Origin of the sequence: Variovorax sp. S12S4 (assembly GCF_023195515.1) — a bacterium.
GTDB lineage: Bacteria > Pseudomonadota > Gammaproteobacteria > Burkholderiales > Burkholderiaceae_C > Variovorax.
Genome location: NZ_JALPKR020000002.1, coordinates 2287590 through 2307704, shown reverse-complemented (window position 1 = coordinate 2307704; position 20115 = coordinate 2287590). Strand labels below are relative to the sequence as shown.

Genomic DNA, 20115 nt, shown 5'->3' with positions numbered 1-20115 from the left:
TCCTGCAGGCCCTAGTCCATCGGACATAGGCCAAGCAGCCGCCGCGCTGTGCACTTCATCACGCCTGCAAGCGCTGGCGGGTGCCGACATAAGCCCTCCGCCTTATCGCGCCAAGCAGGGGGCTTCCTTACATTGGGTACTGCTCTGTCTTGCTGCGGAAGCAGTCCATGTTTGTTGCCGTGAACCCTTTCATCTCGCTCTTCCGGAAACGGCTGCGCTGCGGCGCTCGCGCCGCGCTGGCCTGCGGCATGGTGCAGCTGGCCGCCGCCGCTGCATCGGCCACAGGTCTCACGGTGCTGATGGGCGACGACCTCGCGGCGCACTCGGAGTTCGTGCAGCATCTTCGCGCGGGCCAGGAGCCCGGCGGCCGCTTCGACCTGGTGCGGCTTCCGCAGGGCGGCGCGGACACCTCGCAAGCCCTGGAAGCAGCCGCCGCCGAGCCTGACCGGGCCGCCAATGCCGGCGTGCGAACGCGCGGGCTCCGCACGGCGCCGGCGGACGCCGGCATGACCCTGGCGGTCGGCGTGCCGGCCGCGCGCGCGGCGCTCGAGCGACCCGGCCAGCAGCCGCTGGTGCTCGCGATGCTGAGCCGGCTCGACTACGAGACCCTGCGCGCCAGCAGCCCGGCCCTGCGCCGCGGCGACAGGCGCGTGGGCGTGCTGCTGCGCGACCCCGCCATGGGCGACCAGCTTGCGCTGGTGGGTGCGGTGCTGCCGAACAAGTACCGCATCGGCGTGGTCGCCACGCCTGAATCGGAACCGCTGGTGCGTGAGCTGCAGCGCGCGGCGCAGGGCGCAAACCCGCCGTGGGACGTGCAGGTGGAATACGCGCCCGACGCCAGGTCGCTGGCCGCGGCGCTGCATTCGGTGGTGCCCCGCAGCGACGCGCTGATGGTGCTGCCCGACCTGATCGGCGACAGCCAGGCCGCCACGCTCTCGGTGTTGCGCGCGGGCGCCGGAGCGGGCTTGCCGGTGTTCGGCGCCAGCGAAGGGCTGGTGCGTTCCGGCGGGCTTGCGGCGGCGGTCTCCACGCCGGCGCAGCTCGCGCGGCAGGCGCGGCTGCTCGGCCAGAAGCTGGCAAGTGCCGGCGCCGGCCCGCTGGTGGAATCGGCCACGCCCGCCACCGTGCGCGTCAACGTGACCGTGGCGCGCGGACTCGGACTGCGCTTGCCGGAGGAGCGGGAACTGACCGAGCGGCTCACCGTCACGCGATGAGCGACAAGGGGACGACGCCCGAAGGCTCGCACGCCGATTCGCCGGCGCAGCCGCAGCCCCTGTCCACGCCCACGCTGGTGGTGCGGGGCAACCTGCAGCGCGACCTGTTCCGCCTTGGCGTGGTGCCGTGCGCCGCGGTGGCGCTGGCACTCACCGGCTGGTTCACGCACAACCGCCTGCAAACGCTCGAAGCGGCTTTCGATGCCGAAGGCCAGGCCGTGGCGCGCCAGGTGGCCGCCATGTCGGACCTGAGCCTCTATGCCGGCGACCTGCCCGCGCTGCAGAACGTGGCCAACGCGGCGCTGCGCGGCGGACAGGTGATGCGAGTCGAGATCAGCAACAGCGCGGGCGTGTTCGTCACCGCCGGCCCCAAGGCATCGGCGCTTGCGCAGCTGCGCATGTTCACCTCGCCCGTCACGCTGCGCGAGGCTTCGCGCGCCAGTGCCTTCGCGCCTGCGGGCTCCACCGCGGCGGGCGAAACGCCTATCGGCCTGGTGCAGACCTTCCGGGACACCACGGCCTACGCGCGCGAGCGCAGCCGCTCGCTCATGGCGGGCATCGGCATTGCGATGGTGGCGCTGCTCGCGGCATGGGCCTCGGTGCGCCACATGGCGCGCACGGTGGCTCGGCCGCTGCGGCGCGTGTCGCGCACGGTGGCGGCATTGGAGGCCGGGCACTTCGAAGCGCGCTGCGACGTGGTCGAGGGCGAGCCGCGGAGCGTTTCCGCGGCATCGTCCGGCAAGGGCCACGCGCACGAGCTGGCCGTGCTCGCACACGACATCGATCGCCTGGCCGAGCGGCTGCAGCGCAACCGACAGGTCAGCGAGGAGCGCGTGCGCGAAGCCACGGCGGTGGCGCTGCAGCGCATGGCCGAAGCCGAGCAGGCGGCGCTGTCGCGCGCACGGTTCCTGGCCGCGGCCAGCCATGACCTGCGGCAGCCGCTGCACGCCATGGGGCTTTTCATCGATGGCCTGCTGCCAAGCGCCACCGAGGCGCAGCGCCCGGCCGTGCTGCGCCTGCAGGAGAGCACCGAATTCATGGGCGTGCTGCTCGACGACCTGCTCGAAATCTCGCGGCTCGACGCCCAGGTGCTGACGCCGGCGATCACCAAGGTGCCCCTGGCCGCTCTGTTCGACCAGCTCGATGCGCAGCACGCCCCCACCGCGGCCGAGACCCGCGTGCGCCTGCGCTGGAGCGACCGCGGGCTTGCGGTGCGCAGCGATGCGGCGCTGCTGCAGCGCATCGTGGGCAACCTGGTGGCCAACGCGCTGCGCCATGCGCCCGCCGGCGGCACGGTGCTGGTGGCCGCGCGGCGCAGCCGGGCCGACGGCGACAACGTGCGCATCGAAGTGCGCGACAACGGCGTGGGCATTGCGCCCATTCACCAGGGCCGGATCTTCGAAGAGTTCTACCAGGTGGCCAATACCGAGCGCGACCGGCGCCGCGGCTTCGGGCTGGGCCTTGCCATCTGCGCGCGCATTGCCGCGCTGCTCGGCACCCGCATCACGGTGCGCTCGGCGCTGCAGGCGGGCAGCACCTTTGCGCTCACCCTGCCCGCCGCCCAGGCGGCCGAAGCCACCGCGCCGGCAGCCGCGCCGCGCGCACTCACGCCGCTCGCCGGCCTGCACTGCATGGTGGTCGACGACGACCCCGTGATCCTCGACGGCAGCCGCGCGCTGCTGGAGCAATGGGGGTGCGAGGTCGAATGCATCGCCACCGGCGCCGAGGCCATTGCGCGGCTGGGCACCGGTGACCAGCGCTTCGACGCGGTGCTGTGCGATTTGCAACTGGCCGGCGCCGACGACGGCATGGACGTGATCACCGCCGCCAAGCGCCTGCAGCCCGATGCGCTCGCCGTGCTTGTGTCCGGCGCCACCGGCCCCGAAGTGCTGCAACGCCTGCGCCATGGCGGCGTGATGCTGCTCACCAAGCCGGTCGCGCCCGCCAAACTGCGCGCGCTGCTTTCCACGCGGCGGCATGCCGCCTCGCCGGCCTGAGCGCCGCCACACACGCTACCGACTTCGACGCCTGCCGACAGGAGCCCTTCCGATGCTCGACATTGCCGCACTGAAAGACATCCGACCCTTCATCTCGACGCCGAGCTACGGCGGCGCGCTGGCCTCGATCTACGTGCGCAGCCTGCTGGGCCTGGTGAATCTCGCGTGGAGCCACGGCTTTTCGATGCAGACGCGCTTCCTCGATGGCGACAGCCTGATTCCGCGCGCACGCAACCGGCTGGTGGCCGAGTTCATGGCCGACACGCGCTGGACGCATCTGTTCTGGATCGACGCGGACATCGGCTTTGAGCCTTCCGCGGCGCTGCGGCTGCTGCTGGCCGGCCGCGACGTGGTGGCCGGCGTCTATCCGCTCAAGGAGGACGGCTGGCCCGCCGACGGCCTGCGCGAAGCCCTGCCCGCGGGCAGCACGCGCGCCGACTTCGAGGCGCGGCATGCGCGCTTTCCGGCCAACGCATGGACCGGCGAGCGCAAGGTCGATGCCGATGGTTTCATCGAGGTGCTCGACGCGCCCACGGGTTTCATGCTGATCGCCCGTTCGGTGTTCGAAAGGCTGGCCGAGGCGCGGCCCGACCTGCGCTACACGCCCGAGCCGTCGCGCGACACCGCCGCGCAGGCGTGGCCGCACTACCGCTTCTTCGACGTACTGGCCGAGCCGGACAACGGCCGCTACCTGAGCGAGGACTACGCGTTCTGCCGGCGCTGGCAGGCGCTGGGCGGCAAGGTCCACATCGACGCGCAGTCCGACCTGGCGCATCAGGGCCTGCGCACGTATACGGGCCGCTTCGGGGCCGCGGGCCAGCCCACGAACGGCAAGCCCTAGAAGTCGGCGCAGCCGTTGCGCTTCTCGGTGTCGACGCAGCTCGTGAGGTTGGGCCGCGAGCGCACGCGCGACCATTCGCGCGCCAGCACATCGTTGCCCTGCGAGGCGCGGTCGCCTTCGAGCGGGCCGGTCGCAAAGCAGATCGGCGGCGGGCCGATGTTGCGGTCGTACAGCCAGGTGGTCGGCAGGTCGCGGACCACATCGGGCTTCGGAATCTGCGGAAAAACGACGACCGTGACTGGCGGAACCTCCGGAGGGCTGCTGACCGTGAGCGTCCCCGGCACCACATTGACCAGATAGCCCTCGGCCGAGGTGAAGCTGCCGTTGATCGCATAGGCGCCGGGCGGGCTCGACTGGTTGGCGGCGGTGCCCACCGCACCGCTGAAGCCTGCACCGCTGTCGCCGAGGATCAGGCCCGTGATGCTCCAGGTGAAGACCGGGTTGTCCGAGCCCGAGACCCGTGCGGCATTGCCGATCACGACCGTCGCGGTCGGCCGCTGCGCATAGATGAAGTGGTTGTCGCCCGGCGACACGCTCACACCGCACAGGCCCAGGTAGGCGCAGTTGTAGAGATTCGGCAGCAGGCCCGAGCCGGCAACGCCGCCGCGCGTCTCGCCGATCCAGGTGTCGGCCCACACGCGCCAGGGCGCGCCGCCCAGGCTGGCACCGCCCACGTTCTGGAACCGTGCCGCGGCCACCAGGTCGGCGCCCGACGTGCTGGTCACCGCCGTGCCGAGCTGCAGGTCGCCGCTCAGCGTGCGCACGAACACCGTGTCCGCCGCCATGGAGCCGGCCGACACCACCTGCGGCGCATTGCCGGCGGCGTCGTAGCCGACGACCGAGACGGGGCCGATGCGCAGTTCATCCACGTCCTGGTAGCGGAACGCGCCGGCGGCGCCGCCGCCCAGCGTGTTCGCGCTCACGTTGTTGGCCGCCTGGTCGAGCAGCACGCTGCCCCCGTTGGAACGGGCCAAGAGCGTGCCGGCCGTGATCGGTGCGGCTGCGGTCTGAGTGATGTTGCCTGCCGACACCAGGCCGACGCGCGGCGCCGTGATGGGCGCCTGCAGCGAGATGTTGCCGCCGCCTTCGTTCTGCAGCGTGAGGCCCGAGGCCAGCGCGAGCGGCCCCACCACGTTGATGTCGGCCGCATGCGCATTGCTGCCGGCCACGATCGCGTTGCCGGCCGAGATGCGGGAGAACTCGGCCGCCGACACCGCGAAGCCGGTGCTGGCCGTGCCGCCGAGCGTGATCGGCGTTGCGACCTGGTCGAAGGCCGTGCCGTCCGCCGCCACGCCGCCGGGGCGAAGGTTGACGACGTTGCCCGCGCTCACGGCGCCATCGATCACCAGCGCGTCCGTGCTGCCGTCGTTGCTGGCGCGCAGCACGACGTTGCCGCCGGCCGACGACACGGAAACGCCCGCAAGCACCGGAGGGAACACGCCCGGCACGGGTGCTGGCGGCCCGATCCGCACGCCGGCGCCGTCGCCCTCGGCCTGGCCGGTGATCTCGATGCTGCCGCTGCCGGTGGTGGCAATCTGCGTGCCGGTGCGCAGCAGCACGCCGTCGCCCCCCGTGCCCGGATCCGTGTCGGCCTGGCGCAGGCCGCGCACTGCGATGTTCCCGCTGACCGAGCGAAGCGCCGAATCGTTGATCACCACCCCATGGCCCGGAATCTCGCTGCTGTTGCCAGTGAAGTTGCCGACGCCGCGCACAGTGATGTTGCCGCTGGTGGTCGAGATGTCCGTGCGCCGGTTCGGCAGGCCGGTGCCCGTGAAGCGCGAGTTGAGCCGCACGCCGCTGGTTTCGGCGCCGATGCCCGTGATGTCGACGTTGCCGGTCGACGTGGCGATCTGCACGCCGCTGATGTAGACCGCCGCGTCCGTGAAGCCGCCGCCCGAGGGCCCGCTGGTGTTGCCGTTGATCGTTACCGAGCCGCCCGCGCCGGCATCGGTGCGGCCGACGCGCGTGTCGATGACGTTGCCGTTCAGGCTCACGCTCGGCCCCGACCCCGAGGCCGACCAGGCGCCGTTCATCACCACATTGCCGCCGTTGGTGTAGATGTCGCCGCTGTAGCTCACCTGCCCCCGCCGGTCGCGGCACCGCCGCCGTTGACGTCGGTGTTGAACACCACGTTGAGCGGCCCGCCGGCGCCCGAGGACTCGATCACCACGTTGTTGTCGCCGCGCACGCTGCGGTGGGCGTCGAGCTGGAAGGTCAACGGCCCGTTGGCCGTGCTGTAGTTGATGCGAACGCCGTTGAACATGCGGATGTCGCCATCGGTCGGCGACCCCGCGCCGGGGTCGCCGGTGGTGATGCGTACGCTGGTGCCGCCGTTGAGGGCGGCGTTGATGTCGCCGTCCTGGATGGTGCTGGCCGCGAGCGGCTCGAAGGGGTTGGTCGGCAGCGTGCCGGCCGCTGCGCCGGGAACGATGTCGACATTGAACGGGTCGATGATCCACGTGCCCGCGGTACCCGCGGGCGCAGAGGCGTCCACGCGCAGTCCGTTGATGCTGAAGCCGCCGCCCTGTCCGTCGTCGGGCGCGGCAAAACCGCCGGAAGTTTCGATGAAGCCGCCGTTGCCGCCGGCCGAGCCGCCGCGCGCCGAGATGCTGCCGTGGGCGCGCAGTGTGCGTTCGGCCAGCAGGCGAACATCGCCGCCGTTGCCCGATGCGGCGGCGTTCGCGCGCAGGATCGAGCCGGCGCCGATCGCGATGGCGCCGGTGTTGCCGAGTTCGGCCGCCGCGTTCGCATAAAGGCGGATGCGCCCGCCGCCGGCGCTGCCGCTCGCGTCGATGACGCCGCGGTCGTCGGACCCTGGCGGCGGCGGTGGCGGGACGGACGACAGCGGGGGTACGAAGGGCTCCAGCCCGATCACGCGGCCACTGATGTCGATCGTGCCGCCCGTGAGGCCGGCACCGTCGCCGACCGCCGAGACCAGCCCGCCGGTCATGCGCACGCCCTCGGGTGAAAGACCGCTATCGAGAATGATCTCGCCGTTGCGGGACGCCATTGAATCGGCGCGCAGCACGCCGCGTGAATTGACCACGCCGTTCGAGACCTCGAAACCGGTCGTCGCGATCAGCGCCACGCGTCCGCCGTTGGCCTGCATGGTGCCGCTGTTCGCGACGCCGCTGTAGAGCCCGGGCGTCACGCGCAACGTGGTCAGGCCGTCGCCCGCGAAGTCGATCGTGACTGTTTCACCCGAGGCCATGGCGGCCGTGCCGCCGTTCGCAACGATGGTGCCGCGGTTGGCCACCAGCGAGCCGATCAATGCGGCGGTGCCGCCGTTGCCGACCGTAATGCTGCCGTCGTTCTCCACCGATTCGAAGGCGCCGCTGGGCCGTGCGAACTCGAGCCGGTTCGCACCGCCCATGAATGCCTCGTCGCTCGTGGTCATGTTCAGCGTCGAAGCGACCAGCCCGCCGACGCTGACCGACGAGCCCTTGGAGAACGTCACGCCGGCCGGATTGATCAGGTAGACATGGCCGTTTGCATTCATCTTGCCCGCGATGACCGAGGCCGGAGCACCGCCCACGAGGCGGTTCAGCAGCACGCTGCTCGTGCTCGGCTGCGCGACATTGAGCGTTGCGTCCGCTCCGATGGAGAAGGTGTTCCACTGCGCAATCGCCCGCGCCGTGGTCTGCGTGATATTCATCGTCGCGGCATTCGGCGTCGCGACGGACACGCCTCCTGCAATGGGCGAGAACCCCGTGGGCAGGGTCTGGGCCAGCGCGGGCGCCAGGCCCAGGCACACCAGTGCGAGCGCGACCGGGCGAAGCCGCGGGCGCGGCTGGAATCGTGGGGAACGGTTGTGCATTGCCATGTCAGAACACCTTTTGCGCCTGCACGTACAAACGCGGGTTGCGGCCGCCGCCATCGGTCTGCGCCGGCCGTGTGCCGTCGCGCCAGGCGAGCGTCGCGTTGATCGCAAAGTTGCCGGGCCGCGCCCACGAAATACCGATGCCGAAACCCCGCAGGCTGTGGCGGTTGGGGCCGGTGTCGAACGGAGAGGGGTTGCGCACAATCTTCCCGCGCGCGGCGTCGTAGAACACGAAAGGCGTGAGCTCCGAGTTAAGGGACCAGCGCCATTCGACGGTGCCGATGGCGCCCTCGTCCACCAGCAGTTCGCCCGACGGGTACGCACGCACCGCGCGCGCACCGCCGAGCGAGAGCTTCTCGGAAGCGTCGAGGTTCTTGCTGGCCCATTGGCCGCCGAGCGCCACATACAGCGAATGGTTCGGCACGATGGCCTGCAGCCGCGAAATCTGGAAGCTCAGCTTGGTGTAGCCGCCCTCGGTGCGGTGGCCCGCCACGCTCTGGTCGAACGCGCGGCTCTGCTCGTCGCGAATGGAAAGGTCACCACGGTAAAGCGTGCCCGAGCTGGCCCAGTAGCCGCCGCCAAACACCTCGTCGCGCCTCTCCCAGGCCCAGCCAAGTCCCAGGCCGTGCACACGCTTCTTCGACGCGAAGTCGACCGCGTTCATCTCGTCGGTCAGGTTCTTCACGTCGGCGCCCAGGCGCAGGAAGAGGTTCTGCTGGCGCTGGCGGATCAACGGGTAGTTGAGAGAAAAATCGAGCACATCGGCCCTGCCCTGCGCCCCGAGTTCGGCAAACTCGCCGCCAAGCTCGTAGTTGACGCGCGCAAGGCCAATGCCGGCGCGCAGGCCGCTGGTGCCGATGGGCGCCTCGTAGGCCACGCGGCCGAACTGCAGCGCATTGCTGTTCGAAACCATCAACCGCATGTCGAGGTTGTCGCCGATGCCGAAGGGGCTGAGATAGCGCACGGTGCCGCCGACGCGAAAGCGCCCCGACTCCTTGGTGCCATGGTTGTCGCCCTCGGCCGTGAAGGCCCAGCGCGGGCCCGCGACGACCTCGACCGAAAGATCGGTGGTGCCGCTTTGCGTGCCTTCCTGCAGCCCCGACGTGACACGAATGCCGGGCTGGTCCGACAGCAGCAGCATCGCGCGCTCGTAGGCGGGCGCGCTCACGGCTTCTCCGGGCTGCAGGGGCGCGAGAAAGCCGCGCACGCGGGCTTCGCTGATGGGGGCGTCGGGTGCGACGGTGACATCGACCTTGCCGAGCCTGCCTTCGATGACGCTGATTTCCACGATGCCGTCGCGCACGGTTTGAACCGGCACCACGGCCTGCGCGAGAAAGTAGCCGCGCTCCTTGTAGCGCGCGGTAATGGCCTGCGCCAGGCTTTCGAGATCGCCGAGCGTGACGTTGCGGCCGATGTAGGGTGCGGTAATGCTTTGCAGCTCTTCGTTGGTCAGCGCCTTGACGCCGTTCAGGCGCAGGTCGTTGAGCTTGAACGAAGCGGCAGGCGGTTGCGGCGCGGCCGGCAGGCTTTGCGGTGCAACGGTGCCGGTCGCCTGGGCGAGCGGGCGGTCGCAGGTGCCGCAGGGGTCTTTGGTGGGGAGCAGCGTGTTGGTGTCTGTTTCTGCTGCGTGGGTGCGCTGGGCTGCTACCAGCAACGTGGCGCCCATCAAAGCGGAGACAGCAAAGGCAATTGGCGTAGAGCGTTGGCTAGCGCGCATCTCAGTGCTCCACCGTGGGCTGGTTGTGTTTTTGGCGCTGCTGTTCTCGGCGCGTGCAAAGGCCATCGGGTACTTCCCCTCCGCGAATGTCCCCCGCCTTCGGCTCCTCCTTTATTTCGCTGCGCGGAGCACCCGATGCCCTGTGCACTTGGGCACGCTGCTAGCGTATGGCTGATCAACGACCGCTCTGGATCACGCACACGTCGATGGGGTGCCTTGCGCAGCGAAATAAAGGAGGAGGCCGCAGGCCGGGGGACATTCGCGGAGAAAGGTACCCCGTCGGCGGGGGCGCGCCCTGAACAGCAGCGCGCAACACAAGACATGGCAGTGGTTCGTCTTTTCATGTCAGCTCCCCACCGTGAGACGCCAGTTGCCGATCAGGTTGAACGGCGCCCAGAAAAAGGGATGTGACATCTTCGGGTCCTTCAGCACAGCCAGTTGCCCCGCCTGCATCGCCTTCTGCAGATCGCGTCCCTTGGCGAGCTCGCCGTAGAGCGTGCCCATGAGCACGGCGGTTGCGTCGTCGGACACAGGCCACAGCGATGCGATCAGGCTCGAGCTTCCGGCCGAGAGAAACGACCGCGTGAAGCCCAGCACCTCGTCGCCCTGCGCAATGCGGCCGAGGCCCGACTCGCAGGCCGAGAGCGTGACAAGCGCCGTGCCGTCCATCGGCAGCCCGAGGATCTCGTGCGCTTCCAGAAAATTCTGCTTGCCGCCTTCGTTGGCCAGCAGGATGCGCGAATACAGCGGGTCGACCGCGTCGGCCTCTGCGTGGGCCGCCACGTGCATCAGCGGCGAGCGCGCGGCCACCTCGCGGAACTGCGTCTTGGTGGCTGCCGCGCCCATGTACACGGTGTTGCGCGGGAACAGCTGCGCGAGCTGCTTGACCTCGACCTCTGCGCCGGGCAGGTCGTACTTGTCTTCGATGCGCGGATTGCCAAAGGCCGTGAGCGATGCGCTCACGCGCGGCGTGCGTTGCGCCAGCTGCACCGCAATGCTGATGGAAGGCGCGACCGCTACCGGATTTGTCTCGATCAGGTAGCGCCCGCCCAGCCGCAGCGCCTGGAACGGCAGGTAGTGCAGCGGCCCGTGGGGCACCACGATCACCCGCTGCCCGGGCGCCAGGCCCAGCGGGCCGAGCAGCGCTGTGCCGAGCTTGTCGGCATTGGTGATGGCCGCGCGGCGGCCGCGCACGATGGAGTTGCGGAACACCTCCACCAATTCGGTGAGCTCTTCGCGGCGCACCGGCACCGTCTTGGCTTCGATGCCGGCGGGGCTCACGACCCACACCAGCAGGCGGTCGGGCAGCGCGTGGAACTGAACCACGCGCTCGTCGGGCGCCAGCGTGCCTTGCAGCGTGGCCAGGTCGACGGTGTGCGAGGCGCGTTCGTTGATTTTTGCGCGGCCGCGCACCGCATCGAGCAGCGCGCGCGGGGGGCTGCGCTCGCTCACTTCGAAGGCCTGGCGCGCATCCCCCGCGTCGCTGTAGATGGACACGCCGCGCTCGAACACCGACTGCAGGTCCGAGAACAGGCCCATCTTGAATTCTTCGCTGCGGAACTTGGCGCGCACCTGGTCGACGCTGCCAAGCGCGCGGGCCACGGCTTCGGCCGCGGCCTGCTTCTGGCCCAGCGCAAGCTCGCTGCGCGCCACGCCGTCCCAGGCCCAGAGGCGGTAGTACTCGGTGTCGGTGCCCACTTGGCGAGCCGTGAGCGCGCGGTACAGGTCGCGCGCCTCGGCCGGCTTGTTCTCGGCCAGCAGCAGCCGTGCGCGCGTGCGGTCGAGCTGCGCCGTGAGCGGTGCGTCCTTGGGCGCCGCCATGCCGCCGAGCACTTCGCGCGCCCTGGCCGCATCGCCCGATTCGATGAGCGCGTTGACGAGAGAGGCCTGCACCAGCGGCGCATAGCGCGCGGAGCTGTTGGCCAGCGCTTCGTCGTAGCTGATCACGGCGCCGGCATAGTCGCCGCGGCGGGTGCGCACGTCGCCGATGACCTTTTGCACCGGGCCGACCACCAGCTTGGGGTCGCGCGCCTGGTGCTTGAGCGCCTCGCGTGCGAATTCCTCGGCCTTCTCGAGCTGGCCCGAATAGCTGTAGACGATGGCCAGGTCCCGGTTGGCCATGGCCATCAGGTTCGGGTCGCGGGTGGCATTGGCCAGATGCAGCGCCTTGCTGGCGGCCCGCACGCTCTGCCTGAACTCACCGGCCTCGGCCAGCGCCACCGCCTGGCTGCAGTATTGGTAGCCGGAGAGCTTGACCGCGTCTTGCCCGTAGAGCACCGCGCCCTCGCTGGTCAATGCCAGCAAGGTGTCGGTGTCGGCAAGCCGGGCCTGCTCGGCCTTGCTGGCCGCCGCCTCGGCGTTGGGCGCCTGCTGCTGCGCAAGGGCCAATGGCCCGTGCCCCAGCAAGAGAATGCCAGCCAGCCCGAGAGCACCCGCGACTCCTGCACGACGTGCCGAGCGCTCCCATCCCGTTCTCGAAAACCACGTCATTGGACCCCCGCGTGCGGCCCGTGTGCCCGCGGTTGCGGGGGTCGACGTCGCGGAAGTGCGCGCCGTTCAGGCCTCGTGGGAAAGTCTAGGAGCGCCCTCCCGCGGCGGCTATTCGCAAGAAGGCCTAGCGCAAACGGACTACTTCAGGGAGTGCGTCAGGCGGGGACCGATTCGATGTCGGCCCGCTCCCAGTGGCGGTGCTTGGCAATGGCCGCGATGAAGTCCTGCGCGATCTGCGTGGCTGCGGTGTTGTCGCCCAGGTTGGTGACCGGCGTGGCCGCCACGACGACGCCGGGAGGCAGATCGCCGGGTTGCGGGTCGGCGGCAATGCCGAGCCTGGACAACAGCTGCACGCCCTCGCCCACGGTGCAGATGGCCTTGCAGTGCTTGTACGCCTCGAGCACGAAGTGCACGGCATCGCCCGCGGCCGCAAGGGCGGCGGCGCCCAGGCTGCCGCCGGGCACCAGCACGGCGTCGAACATCACCGAAGGCGCGTTGGCAAAGGTCATGTCGATGTCGATCTGCCGCTTCGACGCGCTGGCAACGGTGCCCAGGCGCGGGCCGACCACCTTGCAGCGCGCGCCGGCCTGCTCGAGCGCATCGCGAATCGGCTTGAGCGAGGCGGAGTCGATACCGTCCGCCACCAGGATGGCGATCTTGCGCGTGCGGATCGTGCCGTCGCCGGTATCGGCCATGCTGAGCGCGGGCGATTCCGAGACCGGCAGCGTCATGCGGTGTTCGCGATAGCCCGCGCGGCCCGCGGCGGCCTTGGCATCGGGCGCACCAATACCGAGCGGCTCCGCCACGCGGCGCGCGAGCTTTTCGTCCACATGCGCCAGGTTGTCGACCATGCGCTGGCGGATGGCCGGCACATCGACCTTCGAGAGCTCGAAGCGGAAGCCCGCGACGATGTGCTCTTTCTCGGCCGCGCTCTGGCTGTTGAAGAACAGGCGCGCCTGCGTGAAGTGGTCGTCGAAGGTCGGGCTGCGCCGGCGCACCTTGGGCGACTCCATCTCGTCGGGGTACGACTGGAAGCCGACGCTGCCGCCGTCCACCCGGAACTCCTTGCCGTCGCCCAGCGAGTTGGGCTCATAGGCCACCTGGCCGCGCGCAATGGTCTGGCGGTGCATGCCGTCGCGCTGGAAGTTGTGGAACGGGCAGACACTCTTGTTGATGGGCAACTCGTGAAAGTTGGCCCCGCCCAAGCGCGAAATCTGCGTGTCGGTATACGAGAACAGGCGCCCCTGCAGCAGCGGGTCGTTGCTGAAGTCGATGCCGGGCACCACGTGTCCCGGGTGGAACGCCACCTGCTCGGTTTCGGCAAAGAAGTTGTCGGGGTTGCGGTTGAGCACCAGCCGGCCGATGCGCTGCACCGGCACCATCTCTTCGGGAATGAGCTTGGTCGCATCGAGCAGGTCGAAGCCGAGCGATTGCGCCTTGTCCTGCGCAATGAGCTGCACGCCGAGCTCCCATTCGGGGAAGTCGCCGTTCTCGATGGCTTCCCACAGGTCGCGCCGGTGAAAGTCCGGGTCCTTGCCGGCGATCTTCTGGGCTTCGTCCCATGCGAGGCCGTGGATGCCGAGCTTGGGCTTCCAGTGGAACTTGACGAAGTGGCTCTCGCCGCGATGGTTGACGAAGCGGAAGGTGTGAACGCCGAAGCCTTCCATCATTCGATAGCTGCGCGGAATGGCGCGGTCCGACATGGCCCACATCAGCATGTGGGTGCTCTCGGGCATGAGGGAGGCAAAGTCCCAGAAGGTGTCGTGCGCGCTCGCGGCCTGCGGCATCGCGTGGTGCGGCTCGGGCTTGACGGCGTGGACGAGGTCGGGAAACTTCATCGCGTCCTGGATGAAGAACACCGGGATGTTGTTGCCCACGAGGTCATAGTTGCCTTCGCGGGTGTAGAACTTGACAGCGAAGCCGCGCACGTCGCGCACCGTATCGGCCGATCCGCGTTCGCCGGCCACCGTCGAGAAGCGCACGAAAACGGGCGTCTTCGCATCGGGGTCCTGCAGGAAGTCGGCCGAGGTGAACTGCGACATCGACTTGTAGACCTGGAAGAAACCATGCGCCGCCGAGCCGCGGGCATGCACCGCGCGTTCGGGAATGCGCTCGTGGTCGAAGTGCGTGATCTTCTCGCGCAGGATGAAGTCTTCGAGCAGCGTGGGCCCGCGCAGACCTGCCTTGAGCGAGTTGTGGTTGTCTGGAATCTGAAGACCCTGGTTGGTCGTCAGATTGGGCGCATGATCGGTCGCGAAGCCTTCGAGTTGCTGCTGCTTGGCATTGGTGCCGTCCGTGGCCTTCGATCGGCGTCCGGCGGCGGCCTTGTTCTGTGGCGTCATCGAGGATCTTTCATTGGGGGGTCAGCTTCGTTGTCGAGAAAAAGGTCCAGCACGTTCACCAACGCAATCAGGCAGATGAACCCTGCCACTGCGGCCACCACCCAGAACAGGATTTCATCCCCCCAAGTACCGGTGAGTGAATCGAACAGGGCAGAGATATTCATGATTCGCTCCAGCAGATCAGATTGGACAAGTCGTGATGCTTGCGCTGCAGCCGGTAAGGGCGATAAGAGCCGATTTGAAGGCGTTGCGAGCGAATCGAAAGGTTATGTTTGCCGCAGACTGTTACCCGTAGTGACGCCTCGCCCCCGCTTGTGGGAGAGGTGAGGCGTGCAAGGTAGGAGCGCGCCGACAGAACCGGGCTCGCACCTACGCGGCTTTGCGCATCTGCCCGCGTGCCCCGGCATCGGGGCACCGATAGCATCAACAAAGGAGGCACGAAGCCTGCTTGCACATCCGGACAGAACACATACTTGGCCCACAGGGAAGAACGACATGCAGATAGAGATCGGTTTCGACATTGAACTCGCCGTCACGGCACCCACGGCACTGATCTACATGCTGCAAGTCCACCCGTCGCGCGCGGCGGACCTGCAGAACGGCGAGCACATCACCATCAGCCCGCCGCTGCATACCGACTACTACATGGATGCATTCGACAACCACTGCGCGCGGGTGCGGATACCCGCGGGCGTGGAGAGCGTCCGGCTGCGCAACCATGCCGTGGTGTTCGACCCGGGCTGGTCCGACCCGGTGGACTACAGCGCCGTGGAGCACGCGGCGGCCGACCTGCCGGTGTCGACGCTGCCCTTTTTGCTGCCGAGCCGCTACTGCGAAGTCGACAGCGAGCTGCTGCAGTTCGCGTGGAACAACTTTTCGCGCGTGGCGCCCGGCTGGCACCGGGTGCAGGCCATCTGCGACTTCGTGCACGAGCATTTGCGCTTCGACTACCAGAGCGCGCGCGCCACGCGTACGGCGCTCGAGGGCTTTCGCGAGCGCACGGGCGTTTGCAGGGACTTTGCGCACCTGGCCATCACGCTGTGCCGCTGCATGAACATTCCGGCGCGCTATGCCACGGGCTATCTGGGCGACATCGGCATTCCGCCCGTGCCGTACCCGATGGACTTCAGCGCCTGGTTCGAGGTGTACCTGGGCGACCGCTGGTACACCTTCGATGCGCGGCACAACGTGCCGCGCATCGGCCGCATCGTGATTGCACGCGGGCGCGATGCGGCCGACGTACCGATCACCATGGTGTTCGGCGCCAACTCGTTGCAGCGCTTCGAAGTGACGACGAACGAAGTGCTCCAGTAGCAAAGCGGGCCGGCAAGGTCCGCCGGCTTCACGAGGGCATGTAGCCCAGCATCTCCATGGCGGCCCGCAGACCCGTTCGGCTGCTCTCCATGGCGTCCCATGGCGTGTTGCCCACGCCGATGCGGTCGGCAATGGTGGCCACCGTCCAGTGGGCGGCGCTGCCCAGGTCGGGCAGTTCTTCCCACGCCAGCGGCACCGACACGCCCATGCCCGGACGCGCGCGCGCCGACCAGGCACAGGCCGTGGTGGCGCCGAAGCCGTTGCGCAGGTAGTCCGCAAAGATCTTGCCCACGCGGTTGCGCGGCCCGCTCTTGGCCACGAAGCGGTCTGGAACGATGCGCGCCAGGTGCTGCACGATAGCCCGCGAAAAGCCCCGCACCTCGTCCCAGCCAAGCTCGCGCTTGAGCGGCACCACCACGTGCAGCCCCTTGCCGCCGCTGGTCTTCAGGAACGAAGGCAGGCCGAGTTCGTCGAGCAGCACATGCACCAGCAGCGCGGCCTCCTGGATCTGCTGCCAGTCGACGCCCTCGCCGGGGTCGAGGTCGAAGGTCATGCGGTCGGGCTTGCCGATGGCGCGCGAGGTTGCGTTCCAGGTGTGCAGCTCGATGGTGTTGTACTGCGCCGCGCCGATGAGCGCCTGGGCCGTGTCGATCTGCAGCAGCGGGTCATGCCCCGGGTCCAGCGCCGGGTCGAGCAGCTTGATGCCGGCAATGTCGCTATGCTGCGCATGCTTCTGGAAGAACAGCTCGCCGCCCACGCCCTCGGGCGCGCGCACCAGCGCCACGGGGCGCCCCTTGAGGTGCGGCAGGATCAGCGGCGCCACGGTGGCGTAGTACTCTGCGAGGTCTCCCTTGGTGACGCCGCTCACGGTGTCGATCACGCGTTCCGCATGGGTGATGCGCGGTGCCTTGGTCTCCATCCGGTCGCTCTCCCGGCCGTTCATGCTGCGCGGCGCCGGGCGGGAGCTGTCTTGGCAGCGCTGCGCTTGCCCGCGGCACTGCCGCTGGTACTTTTGGCGGTGGCCTTGGCGTGGGCCTTGGTCTTCGGCTTGGCCTTGGCCGTGGTCCTGCTCTTGGCAGACGGCTTGGCGGGCTCGTCTTCGTCGTCTTCCTCTTCGTCCGCGTCGGCGGTCCTGGTGGAAGCCTTGGCGCCGCCGCCCTTGCGCAGGCTGCGCTGCAGCAGCTCGGTCAGGTCGATGATCTTTGCGCCGCGGCCTTCCACGGCCTGGCCTTCCTCGGGCTCGATCTGCGTCACGGTCTCGGTCTGGCCCGCGGCCACCTTGCGGTCGACGAGCCGCAGGATCTCGTCCTTGAACTCGTCCTTGTATTCGTCAGGGTCCCAGTCGGCGCTCATGTCCTCCACCAACTGTTCGGCCATCTTGATCTCGCGTTCGTTCAGGCCGGCCTTCTTCGCGTCTTCGGAGGGCAGCGGCAGCTCGGTCCAGGGCCGGATGTCGGTTCCCCAGCGCAGCAGGTTCAGCACCAGCCCCGGGCCCACGGGCACCAGCGCGGCAAGGTGCTGCTTGGTCTGGATCACCACGCGCGCCACGCCGATGCGGCCGCTGCGCTGCAGCGTTTCGCGCAGCAGCGCATACACCTTGGCGCCGCGGTTGATGGGCGCCACGTAGTAGGGGCGCTCGAGGTAGAGAAACGGAATGCCGTTGGCGGGCACGAAGGTCTCGATCTCGATGGTCTGGGTGGTCTTGGGGTATGCGTCGGCAATTTCCTTGTCGCTCAGCACCACGTATTCGCCGTCTTCGTATTCGACGCCCTTGACGATGTTCTCGCGCGCGATCTCCTTGCCGGTCTTCTTGTTGATGCGCTTGTAGCCCACGGGGTCCATGGTGCGCTTGTCGAGCCAGTCGAAGTCGATGCTCTGGCTGGTGGTGGCCGAGTACAGCGCCACCGGGATGTGGACGAGGCCGAAGCTGATCGCGCCTTTCCACAGGACGCGCGGCGCGGGTGCTTTTTTCGAGACTGCCATGGACACACTCCTTCAGGCTCGAGACTTTGCGCCAAGGGCCTCCGGCCCGTGTAGGAGCGCTGCGGCGCCTGCCGTAAGGCGCGGCCCGGCTTTTCTCCCTCCCTTCCGGGGAGGGCCGGGGTGGGGGCAAGCGGCGTGTCTACTGGGCGCTCTGCCCGCCCCCATCCCAGCCTTCCCCAGAAGGGGAAGGAGCAGATGCTTCAGGCCACAGAGTCGAGCACGCGCTCGCTCGGCCGCGCGAAGTAGAACCACTCGGCGCCGGGCAGTGCCAGTGCGTTGGGGAAGACGATGAACCCGTCGTCCGGCGCGCTGACCAGCGTGCCGTCGTGGCGCATGCCGATGGGCTCGCCGCGCTGCACCGCATCGAAGGTGGCCCAGTCGCGCACGAAGCTGTCTTCTTCGTGCAGCCGGTCTGTCACGCTCGCCAGCCGCAGCAGTTGGGGCGGGCTGGGCGGCGCGGCTGGCATGCCTTGCGGCAGCTCCGCCATGCCGAGCAGCGCCAGCGCGCGGCGAATGGCGCGCCACGCCACCTCGGGGGCCTTCGGGTCCCGGTGCTGGCCGCATTCGAGCGTGACGCCGTAGCCGCCGCAATTGCGGATGTATTCGTTGGTGCCGCGGCCGAAGTCGATCGCGTCTTCGTCGACCGAAACGCCCGCGGAGCTGCGCGAGCCCTGCCGCATAGATGTCGAGCCAGCCTTCCACCACGATGGACGTGCCCAGGTGGAGCGCGAGCAGCCCCTCCTCGGCGGCGCGGGCAAAGGGTTCCAGCGGGCCGGTGTTGTCGCGCGGGCCGATCATCGCGAAGGCGTCGCCCTCGCTCTGGAAGGAATGCAGGTCGAGCAGCACGTCGTGCCGTTCGATGAGCGGGCACAGCACATTGGTCACCCGGCCTTCATAGTCGGCCGGCGCCTCGCTGGGCTTGAACAGGCGATTGAGGTTGCGCTCGCCCTCCCGCTGCAGGCGCCTCCGCGCGAGCGGATTGGCCACGGGCACCAAGGTGAGCTGGCCGCGCAGCAACTGGAGCGCGCCGCCGTCGAGCTCGGCCAGCACGCGCTCGATGCCCACGGTGCCGCAGGTTTCGTCGCCGTGCACCCCGCCCAGCACCAGCAGCCGCGGGCCGGGGTTCAGCGAGGCGAAGGTGTGGATGCGCAGGCTGTCGGTGGCGGCGCCGGCAAAAGGATCATCGGAAGACATCCGGCCGATTATTGCGGAGGGGTTGCCCTGTGCGCAAAGACGCTACTGGTTTCATAGCGGCGCGGCACGCCTACAGGGCCCGCCTCGGCTGTCCTACCGCCGCTGCCGGCCGAGCGGTGCAGGCTCGACTCATCAGATAGACACCGAGAGGAACACGCCATGAGCAGCAGCAAGCCCCGATCGAAAGACCCCGGCACACCGGACGACCCGGTGCGGGACGCCGGCGGCGGCAACACCAAGGTCGAGCAAGGAGGCGATTCGGCGCCGCGCCTGCCGCATGAGCGCGACCAGTCTTCCGACAGCCAGGAGGCGCAGGACGGGCAGCCGAGCGAGGTGGGCCGCAAGGGCCATGACGACATCGAGCGCGGCGCCGTCGATACCGACCGCGGCCCGGTGACGGACCGCGTCTACAACGACAAGGTCAAGCGCTGAGCTTGGTTTACTTTTTCTTGCCGACGCCGGCGAGCTGGTCGCGCATCGACGAGATCACCGCGCCGTAGTCCTTGGCGTTGAAGATCGCGCTGCCGGCCACGAAGGTGTCGGCGCCCGCGGAGGCCACGCGCGCAATGTTGTCGGCCTTGATGCCGCCGTCCACCTCCAGGCGGATGTCGCGGCCGCTCTGCTCGATGCGCTTGCGCGCGAGTTCGATCTTGCGCAGCGCCGAGTCGATGAAGCTCTGCCCGCCGAAACCCGGGTTCACAGACATGATCAGGATGAGGTCGATGTCGTCGATGGCCCAGTCCAGCGCCTCCAGACCCAGGCCCGGGTTGAACACCAGCCCCGCCTTGCAGCCCGCGCCCTTGATGGCCTGGATGCTGCGGTTGACGTGGGGCGATGCGTCGGGGTGAAAGCTGATGTAGTCGGCGCCCGCTTCCGCAAAAGACGCGGCCAGCGCGTCGACGGGCTGGATCATCAGGTGCACGTCGACCGGCACCGGCTCGCCGTCCGCCGTCTTGGCGTAGGGCTTCAGGGCCTTGCAGATCATGGGGCCGAAGGTCAGGTTCGGCACGTAATGGTTGTCCATCACGTCGAAATGGATCCAGTCGGCGCCGGCGGCGATGACCTTGGTCAGTTCGTCGCCAAGATGCGCGAAATCGGCGGAAAGAATGGAGGGGGCGATGCGGAACGGCGTGCTCATGCGCCGATTGTCGCAGCCGCCGCAAAACCCGGAAAGCCGTGCAAGAGAAGGCTCCAGTTACCATC

General features: G+C 68.8%; 14 protein-coding genes and 1 pseudogene. 5 read left to right on the top strand and 10 right to left on the bottom strand.

Going from position 1 to position 20115, the window contains the following annotated elements; all coding sequences use genetic code 11:
• The first annotated feature begins 179 nt into the window (after positions 1 to 179).
• The 3 genes from M0765_RS11360 to M0765_RS11350 are packed head-to-tail and all read left to right on the top strand — an operon-like array spanning position 180 to position 4052.
• Positions 180 to 1214: an ABC transporter substrate-binding protein gene (locus M0765_RS11360; RefSeq protein WP_258503771.1), complete on the top strand. Its 1035-nt coding sequence runs from the start codon at positions 180 to 182 to the stop codon at positions 1212 to 1214.
• Positions 1211 to 3211, top strand: coding sequence for an ATP-binding response regulator (locus M0765_RS11355; RefSeq protein ID WP_258503770.1), 2001 nt, complete (start codon positions 1211 to 1213; stop codon positions 3209 to 3211). Before M0765_RS11360 ends, M0765_RS11355 begins: the two co-directional genes overlap by 4 nt.
• Positions 3212 to 3263: 52 nt before the next feature.
• Complete coding sequence (locus M0765_RS11350) at positions 3264 to 4052, top strand: hypothetical protein (RefSeq protein WP_258503768.1); 789 nt, start codon at positions 3264 to 3266, stop codon at positions 4050 to 4052.
• Here the strand turns inward: M0765_RS11350 and M0765_RS29215 are convergent.
• The 6 genes from M0765_RS29215 to M0765_RS11320 form a co-directional block, all read right to left on the bottom strand.
• Entirely contained in the window at positions 4049 to 6130 is a 2082-nt protein-coding gene (locus M0765_RS29215) for an MBG domain-containing protein (RefSeq protein WP_258503766.1), read from the bottom strand. The genes M0765_RS11350 and M0765_RS29215 overlap by 4 nt on opposite strands.
• Positions 6127 to 7875 (bottom strand): two-partner secretion domain-containing protein, encoded by a 1749-nt coding sequence (locus tag M0765_RS11340; RefSeq protein ID WP_258503765.1) that lies wholly within the window; start codon positions 7873 to 7875, stop codon positions 6127 to 6129. The genes M0765_RS29215 and M0765_RS11340 overlap by 4 nt, the downstream gene beginning before the upstream one ends.
• Before the next feature lies 1 nt (position 7876).
• Positions 7877 to 9589, bottom strand: a complete 1713-nt coding sequence (locus M0765_RS11335; RefSeq protein ID WP_258503763.1) for a ShlB/FhaC/HecB family hemolysin secretion/activation protein — start codon at positions 9587 to 9589, stop codon at positions 7877 to 7879.
• 345 nt (positions 9590 to 9934) lie between these two features.
• On the bottom strand, positions 9935 to 11977 hold the full coding sequence (locus tag M0765_RS11330; RefSeq protein WP_258503761.1) for a CHAT domain-containing protein: 2043 nt from the start codon (positions 11975 to 11977) through the stop codon (positions 9935 to 9937).
• Positions 11978 to 12234: 257 nt separating this feature from the next.
• Positions 12235 to 14421: a catalase HPII gene (gene katE, locus M0765_RS11325; RefSeq protein ID WP_258503760.1), complete on the bottom strand. Its 2187-nt coding sequence runs from the start codon at positions 14419 to 14421 to the stop codon at positions 12235 to 12237.
• Positions 14418 to 14585, bottom strand: coding sequence for a hypothetical protein (locus tag M0765_RS11320; protein ID WP_258503759.1), 168 nt, complete (start codon positions 14583 to 14585; stop codon positions 14418 to 14420). Before M0765_RS11320 ends, katE begins: the two co-directional genes overlap by 4 nt.
• 331 nt (positions 14586 to 14916) lie before the next feature.
• Here M0765_RS11320 and M0765_RS11315 point away from each other — a divergent pair, with 331 nt between their 5' ends.
• Positions 14917 to 15735: a transglutaminase-like domain-containing protein gene (locus tag M0765_RS11315; RefSeq protein ID WP_258503758.1), complete on the top strand. Its 819-nt coding sequence runs from the start codon at positions 14917 to 14919 to the stop codon at positions 15733 to 15735.
• Positions 15736 to 15763: 28 nt separating this feature from the next.
• On the opposite strand, the gene ligD is transcribed toward M0765_RS11315, so the two are convergent.
• The 3 genes and pseudogenes from ligD to M0765_RS11300 all read right to left on the bottom strand — a co-directional run bounded on the left by ligD (position 15764) and on the right by M0765_RS11300 (position 18912).
• Complete coding sequence (gene ligD, locus M0765_RS11310) at positions 15764 to 16654, bottom strand: non-homologous end-joining DNA ligase (protein WP_446751547.1); 891 nt, start codon at positions 16652 to 16654, stop codon at positions 15764 to 15766.
• A gap of 20 nt (positions 16655 to 16674) precedes the next feature.
• A complete protein-coding gene (gene ku / locus M0765_RS11305; protein WP_258503757.1) occupies positions 16675 to 17718 on the bottom strand; it encodes a non-homologous end joining protein Ku in 1044 nt (347 codons plus the stop codon).
• A gap of 200 nt (positions 17719 to 17918) precedes the next feature.
• A pseudogene (locus M0765_RS11300) lies at positions 17919 to 18912 on the bottom strand (succinylglutamate desuccinylase/aspartoacylase family protein).
• A gap of 159 nt (positions 18913 to 19071) precedes the next feature.
• Here M0765_RS11300 and M0765_RS11295 point away from each other — a divergent pair.
• Positions 19072 to 19344 (top strand): hypothetical protein, encoded by a 273-nt coding sequence (locus tag M0765_RS11295; protein ID WP_258503755.1) that lies wholly within the window; start codon positions 19072 to 19074, stop codon positions 19342 to 19344.
• 7 nt (positions 19345 to 19351) lie between these two features.
• Here the strand turns inward: M0765_RS11295 and rpe are convergent, their stop codons facing one another.
• On the bottom strand, positions 19352 to 20050 hold the full coding sequence (gene rpe / locus M0765_RS11290; protein WP_157611760.1) for a ribulose-phosphate 3-epimerase: 699 nt from the start codon (positions 20048 to 20050) through the stop codon (positions 19352 to 19354).
• Positions 20051 to 20115 lie beyond the last annotated feature (65 nt).

Excerpts from the sequence above, each read along its gene's own strand:
- M0765_RS11355 (WP_258503770.1), top strand. The coding sequence starts at position 1,211 with ATGAGCGACAAGGGGACGACGCCCGAAGGCTCGCACGCCGATTCGCCG.
- M0765_RS11350 (WP_258503768.1), top strand. The coding sequence starts at position 3,264 with ATGCTCGACATTGCCGCACTGAAAGACATCCGACCCTTCATCTCGACG.
- M0765_RS11340 (WP_258503765.1), bottom strand. The coding sequence starts at position 7,875 with ATGGCAATGCACAACCGTTCCCCACGATTCCAGCCGCGCCCGCGGCTT.
- M0765_RS11335 (WP_258503763.1), bottom strand. The coding sequence starts at position 9,589 with ATGCGCGCTAGCCAACGCTCTACGCCAATTGCCTTTGCTGTCTCCGCT.
- katE (WP_258503760.1), bottom strand. The coding sequence starts at position 14,421 with ATGACGCCACAGAACAAGGCCGCCGCCGGACGCCGATCGAAGGCCACG.
- M0765_RS11320 (WP_258503759.1), bottom strand. The coding sequence starts at position 14,585 with ATGAATATCTCTGCCCTGTTCGATTCACTCACCGGTACTTGGGGGGAT.
- M0765_RS11315 (WP_258503758.1), top strand. The coding sequence starts at position 14,917 with ATGCAGATAGAGATCGGTTTCGACATTGAACTCGCCGTCACGGCACCC.
- ligD (WP_446751547.1), bottom strand. The coding sequence starts at position 16,654 with ATGGAGACCAAGGCACCGCGCATCACCCATGCGGAACGCGTGATCGAC.
- ku (WP_258503757.1), bottom strand. The coding sequence starts at position 17,718 with ATGGCAGTCTCGAAAAAAGCACCCGCGCCGCGCGTCCTGTGGAAAGGC.
- M0765_RS11295 (WP_258503755.1), top strand. The coding sequence starts at position 19,072 with ATGAGCAGCAGCAAGCCCCGATCGAAAGACCCCGGCACACCGGACGAC.
- rpe (WP_157611760.1), bottom strand. The coding sequence starts at position 20,050 with ATGAGCACGCCGTTCCGCATCGCCCCCTCCATTCTTTCCGCCGATTTC.